The organism is Arthrobacter sp. efr-133-R2A-120 (assembly GCF_030209835.1).
Taxonomy (GTDB): domain Bacteria; phylum Actinomycetota; class Actinomycetes; order Actinomycetales; family Micrococcaceae; genus Arthrobacter.
On record NZ_JARVRF010000061.1, the window covers coordinates 72,208 to 78,447 of the forward strand.

General features: G+C 63.1%; 5 protein-coding genes. 2 read left to right on the plus strand and 3 right to left on the minus strand.

The window, feature by feature from the left end; translation table 11 throughout:
* Window positions 1-9: 9 nt before the first annotated feature.
* Window positions 10-1,209 (minus strand): glycogen synthase, encoded by a 1,200-nt coding sequence (gene glgA, locus QRN52_RS21335; RefSeq protein ID WP_284755633.1) that lies wholly within the window; start codon window positions 1,207-1,209, stop codon window positions 10-12.
* Between the two features lie 104 nt (window positions 1,210-1,313).
* Here glgA and glgC point away from each other — a divergent pair, with 104 nt between their 5' ends.
* Both glgC and QRN52_RS21345 read left to right on the plus strand, forming a co-directional pair.
* Window positions 1,314-2,696, plus strand: coding sequence for a glucose-1-phosphate adenylyltransferase (glgC, locus tag QRN52_RS21340; protein ID WP_284755635.1), 1,383 nt, complete (start codon window positions 1,314-1,316; stop codon window positions 2,694-2,696).
* Between the two features lie 98 nt (window positions 2,697-2,794).
* A complete protein-coding gene (locus QRN52_RS21345; protein ID WP_284755637.1) occupies window positions 2,795-4,246 on the plus strand; it encodes an SDR family oxidoreductase in 1,452 nt (483 codons plus the stop codon).
* A 25-nt stretch (window positions 4,247-4,271) separates the two neighbouring features.
* On the opposite strand, the gene QRN52_RS21350 is transcribed toward QRN52_RS21345, so the two are convergent.
* Complete coding sequence (locus QRN52_RS21350) at window positions 4,272-5,123, minus strand: transglutaminase family protein (protein ID WP_284755639.1); 852 nt, start codon at window positions 5,121-5,123, stop codon at window positions 4,272-4,274.
* On the minus strand, window positions 5,120-6,046 hold the full coding sequence (locus tag QRN52_RS21355; RefSeq protein WP_078108851.1) for an alpha-E domain-containing protein: 927 nt from the start codon (window positions 6,044-6,046) through the stop codon (window positions 5,120-5,122). Before QRN52_RS21355 ends, QRN52_RS21350 begins: the two co-directional genes overlap by 4 nt.
* Window positions 6,047-6,240: the final 194 nt, after the last annotated feature.

The following is a 6,240-nucleotide window of genomic DNA, read 5'->3' on the forward strand; positions in this document are numbered from 1 at the left end:
CCTAGTGGGTCAGGGGGCGAGGACAGAGCGATAGACCTCAAGGGTTGTTTGGGTGATCGATTCCCAGGAAAAATGCTCCTCCGCCCGGACGCGGCCCGCGGCACCCATGACCTTGGCCCGCGCAGGATCAGACACAACCTCATTGAGGGCAGCGGCGAAATCTGCGACGAACTTTTCGGGGTCCAGCGGCGTGCCTGTGCCGTCCGTGACCTGCTCCAGTTCAACCAGCAGTCCCGTTTCACCGTGCTGAACCACTTCGGGGATGCCGCCTGTGGCACTTGCCACCACGGCTGCGCCACATGCCATGGCCTCGAGGTTGACGATGCCGAGGGGCTCGTAGATCGACGGGCAGGCGAACGCCGTGGCATGGCTGAGGACCTGGATGAGCTCATGCCGCGGAAGCATGCGTTCGATGACCAGGACGCCTTCGCGTTTGCTCTGCAGGTCCTCGATGAGCCGGGCAGTTTCCGCCGCGAGTTCCGGAGTGTCCGCCGCCCCGAGGCAAAGCACCAGCTGGACATCTTCCGGGAGGCTGGCCGCAGCCTTCAGGAGGTACGGCACACCCTTCTGGCGGGTGTTGCGCCCAACGAAGACCACACTGGGCTTGGCGGGGTCGATGCCGAGCGCGCGGATTGCGTCTTCGCCCTCGTCCGGCTGCCACATATCGACGTCGATGCCGTTGTGGACCACGCGGACCTTGGCGGGATCCACGTTCGGATAGCTGCGCAGGATGTCCTTCCGCATGCCGTCCGAGACAGCAATGATGGCCGCGGCGGCCTCATAGGCGGTCTTTTCAACCCACGAGGACAAGGCATAGCCGCCGCCCAACTGTTCCGCTTTCCATGGCCGCAAAGGTTCCAGGCTATGGGCGCTGAGTACATGGGGGATCCCATGCAACAGCGACGCCAAGTGGCCGGCCATGTTGGCGTACCAGGTATGGGAATGGACCAGGTCCGCTCCGGCGATGTCCGGCACGATGCGCAAATCCACGCCGAGGGTCTGGACGGCGGCATTGGCCGAGCCCAGATCATCCGGTGTGGAATACGACGTCACCGTTGCCCCGTGGAAGTCCGCATCACGGGGCGCGCCGAAGGCGCGCACCTGCAGATCCACGTGCTTCGCCAAGACGCGGCTGAGCTCGGCAACATGCACACCGGCCCCGCCATAGATTTCGGGTGGAAACTCTTTAGTCACAATGTCTACGCGCACGCTACCTAACGTAGTCCTTCCCGAGTATGTGTTCTAGTGTGAAAGGGTCCGGCAACCCGGGCTTTTTTCGGGGGCTACAAAGACGTACAGGGAGAGCAAAAACCATGGCGTTGAAGAAAGTATTGTCAATTGTGTTGGCTGGCGGCGAAGGAAACCGTCTTATGCCATTGACGGCAGACAGGGCAAAACCTGCTGTGCCGTTTGCGGGGGGGTATCGATTGATCGATTTCGCTCTCTCGAATCTGGTCAATTCCGGGTACCTCCAGATCGTGGTGTTGACCCAATACAAGTCGCACAGTCTTGACCGCCACATCTCCGAGACCTGGCGGATGTCCACCCAGCTGGGCAGATATGTGGCCTCGGTTCCCGCCCAGCAGCGCGTGGGCAAGAGCTGGTTCCTCGGCAGCGCGAACGCCATTTACCAGTCCCTGAACCTGATTCACGACGCCAACCCCGACATTGTCGTGGTCGTCGGAGCGGACCACGTTTACCGCATGGACTTCCAGCAAATGGTCCAACAGCACGTGGCCAGTGGGGCCAAGGCCACGGTCGCTGCCGTCCGCCAGCCGCTGAACATGGCCAACCAGTTCGGCGTGATCGAGGTCGACAAAAACGATCCCCAGAAGATTTCCGCGTTCGTGGAAAAGCCCGCCGAAACGGAAGGCCTCGCCGCCGATCCCACGCAGTTCCTTGCCTCCATGGGCAACTACGTCTTCGACGCCGACGCGTTGGTTGAAGCACTTCGCATCGATGCGGAGCGCCTGGACACCAAGCACGACATGGGCGGCGACATCATCCCTTATTTCGTGTCCCAGGGCGAGGCCGGCGTCTACGACTTCACGCTCAACGACATTCCCGGATCAACCGACCGCGACCGCACCTACTGGCGCGACGTAGGAACCATCGATTCGTTCTATGACGCCCACATGGACCTGATTTCCCCGGTCCCCGTGTTCAACCTGTACAACTCGGAATGGCCCATCTACACGCGGCAGAGCATTTCACCGCCGGCCAAGTTCGTCCGGGGCGACAACAACACGGTCGGCACCGCTTTGGACTCCATCGTGGCCAGTGGCTCGGTGATCTCCGGAGGAATCGTGGAAGGGTCCGTCCTCTCCAACGACGTCTACGTTGGACCGGCCACCAGGATCCAGGACTCGGTGCTGATGGACAAGGTGCGCATCGGTGAAGGCGCTGTCGTCAAGCGGGCCATCATCGACAAGAACGTGAAAGTCCCTGCCGGGGCCGCCATTGGCTTGGATGCCGACCTGGACCGCGCCCGTGGCTTCAAAGTCACCGAGTCCGGAATCACCGTACTCGCCAAGGGGCAAGTGGTACCCGAGCCTGATGCGTCCGAGCTCGCCCTGGCTGCCGAGCACCGCCGCACGGTGCCGGAGGCGATCAAGGCTGCCACGGAGAAGTTCCCCGACATCAGGGACTCCGCGGAGCAGGTCACGAAAATCCAGGCTGACTCGGTAGAGGTCTGACCCGGAACCCGGAACCAGGACAGCCCCCGGCCTCCCAGGCGACAGCAGGCCTCCAGCCTGGGAGGCTTTGCTGTGCCCGACCCTGTAAAATTGACCCAATGAGCCCCGCCGATTTGACGCCTGAAGAGATCCAGGCCTGCCTCAAGGTCTTGAACACCATCCACGCCTACGACGAGGAGCACCCGGACTACGTCGCCATCCGTCGTGCCACGGGAAAGATGTTCAAGGCCGTCAAGCGGCATCGCCGGGTCACCAAACGGGACGAAATCGCGGAAGCCGACCGCGCTGTCATCGCACTGACCGCCACCGCGGCCCCGGACAGGATCGACGACGAGACCCGCGGCAACAAGCTCGCCACCTCGGCCACCGGCGAAATCGCAGGCCATCTCATCCGGTCCCGGCCCTGCTACATCTGCAAGCAGCACTACACGCAAGTGGACGCGTTCTACCACCAGTTATGCCCGGAATGTGCGTCCTTCAGCCACAGTAAGCGCGATGCCCGCACGGACCTCAGCGGACGCCGTGCCCTCCTCACGGGCGGGCGTGCCAAGATCGGCATGTACATCGCCCTGCGACTGCTCCGCGATGGCGCACACACCACAATCACCACTCGCTTCCCCAAGGACGCGGCACGCCGCTTTGCCGCCATGGAAGACAGTGCGGACTGGTTGCACAGGCTCAGGATTGTGGGCATCGACCTCCGGGACCCCTCACAGGTCATGGCCCTCACCGATTCCCTCAACGAAGCCGGCCCGCTCGACATCATCATCAATAATGCCGCCCAAACCGTCCGGCGTTCGGGGAATGCCTACAAGCCGCTGGTGGATGCCGAGGACGAGCCGCTGCCGGAAGCCCTGCAGGCAGCCAACGGCGGCCCGGAACTGGTCACGTTCGGCCATGCCCACGACAAACACCCCTTGGCCATCACGCACAGCGTCACGGAACATCCCGTGCTCGCGGGAGATGCGATTACCTCGCTCGCGCTGTCCACGGGCTCCGCGTCGTTGGAGCGGATCGCGACGGGCACCGCGATCGACGCCGGCGGCCTGGTTCCCGACCTTGCGACCATCAACAGTTGGACCCAAGTAGTGGACGAGGTTGATCCGCTGGAGATGCTTGAAGTTCAACTCTGCAACGTCACAGCGCCGTTCCTCTTGGTCAGCCGGCTCCGTGGGGCCATGAAGCGCTCCACGGCACGCAGGAAGTACATCGTGAACGTCTCGGCCATGGAGGGCCAGTTCTCCCGCGCCTACAAGGGCCCCGGGCACCCGCATACCAACATGGCAAAGGCCGCGTTGAACATGATGACACGGACAAGCGCACAAGAGATGCTGGACAGCGACGGGATCCTGATGACAGCCGTCGACACCGGGTGGATCACCGATGAACGCCCGCACTACACCAAGGTCCGGCTCATGGAGGAAGGCTTCCACGCACCGCTCGACCTCGTGGACGGGGCGGCGCGTGTCTACGATCCCATCGTCATGGGCGAAAACGGCGAAGACCAGTACGGGGTCTTCCTGAAGGACTACAAGCCCTCCCCCTGGTAATCCAGGCGGAGGGCCGCAGTCCCTTCTAAGTCAGTCGCGTGATCTCGACTGTGACGGTGAGGCCTGAGCCGCCTCCGCCGGACAGGATGCCCTTCAAGGGAGGAACATCCCGGTAGTCCCGGCCCCGCGCCACAGTGACGTGGAGGTCTCCGGCAGGCTTGTGGTTGGTGGGATCCCAGCTGCGCCATTCGCCGTCCCACCATTCCAGCCACGCGTGGGATTGGCCTGCGACCGTCTCACCGATCTCGGCCGTGGGCCGCGGATGGATGTAACCGGACACGTACCGGGCTGGAATGCCGCAGCTTCGGAGCGAACCGATGGCCAAGTGGGCGAGGTCCTGGCAGACTCCTTGGCGCTGGTTCCAGGCTTCCTCTGCGTTGGTGGTGACGCCTGTAGTGCCTTTCACATAGCTCATTTCGCCGCGCATCCATTCGAAAATGGCCAGGGCTGTCTCGTGCGGGTTCTTGCCGGCCACGACGGCGGGAATGATTCCGAGGACTTCCTCCCCCGGACCGCTGAGCTGCGACTGCGGCAACCAGTCGCTGAACTGGTCCCGGATCTCGTCGGAAGCCATCACATCCCAGCCGACGATCTCGGCGTCGAGGGCTACCCGTTCCACCCGGTGGACCTCGACGGTGGTGGTGGCCACAACTTCGAGGCGCTCGTGCGGCATCTGCATATCGAAAGCGGTGACGCGGGTGCCCCAATAGTCACGGTAGGTGCTTACAGCAGCTTGCGACGGCGTGATCTTCAGTGAGGATTCAAGGACCACCTGTTGCGGATCGGTCAACGGCGTCATGCGTGCCTCGTTGTACGACAGAGTCACACGGCGGTTGTATTTGTAGGCCGTCTTGTGGACGATGCTCAGCCGGGTCATGAAACTTCTCCCACCCAGGCCAGTTCATCCGCCTGATTGAAGTACTTACGGGAAATCGCGTCGGAAGCCTGCGTGACGGCCTTCTGCACCCGGTCCATATGCTCGGGCAGCTCGGACATGAGATCGTCCGTGCGATGGAACTCAAGGAAGGTACGGGCCTGGCCGACGATCCGACGGGCGTCGTTGATGAAGCCCACCCGCTGCGCGGAGGGATCCAACTTGGCCAGGCACTCGTCAGCGTCGCGCAGGGCGAAGACGATGGAGCGCGGGAACAGACGGTCCAGCAGGAGGAACTCGGCAGCGTGTTGGTCCCCGAAGGCCGCACGGCGGGTCCGAAGGAACGACTCGTAGGCGCCCGCACAACGCAGCATGTTCACCCATGACATTCCCGCGGAAAGGACATCCCTGGTGGATAGCATCCGCGCGGTCATGTCGGCACGTTCGAGCGAGCGTCCGAGGACCAGGAAAAGCCAGCTTTCGTCGTGGCTCACCGTGGTGTCCGCGAGGCCCCTGACCATGGCTGTGCGTTCCAGGACCCAGTTGCAGAAGCGGTACGTGCCCACGACGTCCTTACGGTGCTGGTTCAGACCGTAGTACGTGGTGTTAAGGCTTTCCCATAATGACGACGACACGGTCTCGCGTGCCCGCCTGGCATTCTCACGCGCAGCCCCGAGGGAACCGGCAATGGACGTGGCACTCGTCTTGTCATAGGCGAGGGCGTGAAGCAATTCCGGCAAGCCGAATTCCTCACTCTGCGGCCTGGCTCCCATGACAGCCAGAAGTTCCCTCGCTACGCTGCGTTGTTCCTCGAGCGGCAGGTGGTTCAGGCGTTCGAGGTGGACGTCCAGGATTCTGGCCGTGCCGTCGGCCCGCTCCACGTAACGGCCGATCCAGAAAAGGGATTCAGCAATACGGCTCAGCATGGGGCTGTGCCTCCTTCGGGTCCTGCGTTGTAACGATGGATGTATCCTGCTCCGGCACCACGGCGTGACGGATCACTGCTGCTGGTCCGATTGGCGGTCCCGCCAGTTGCTTTCGACGGGCCAGACCGAGACCTGTTCGCGGACCGTGATCGCGGACCGCGGCAGCTCGACGGCGGGCAGCCGCGGGGAGTCCG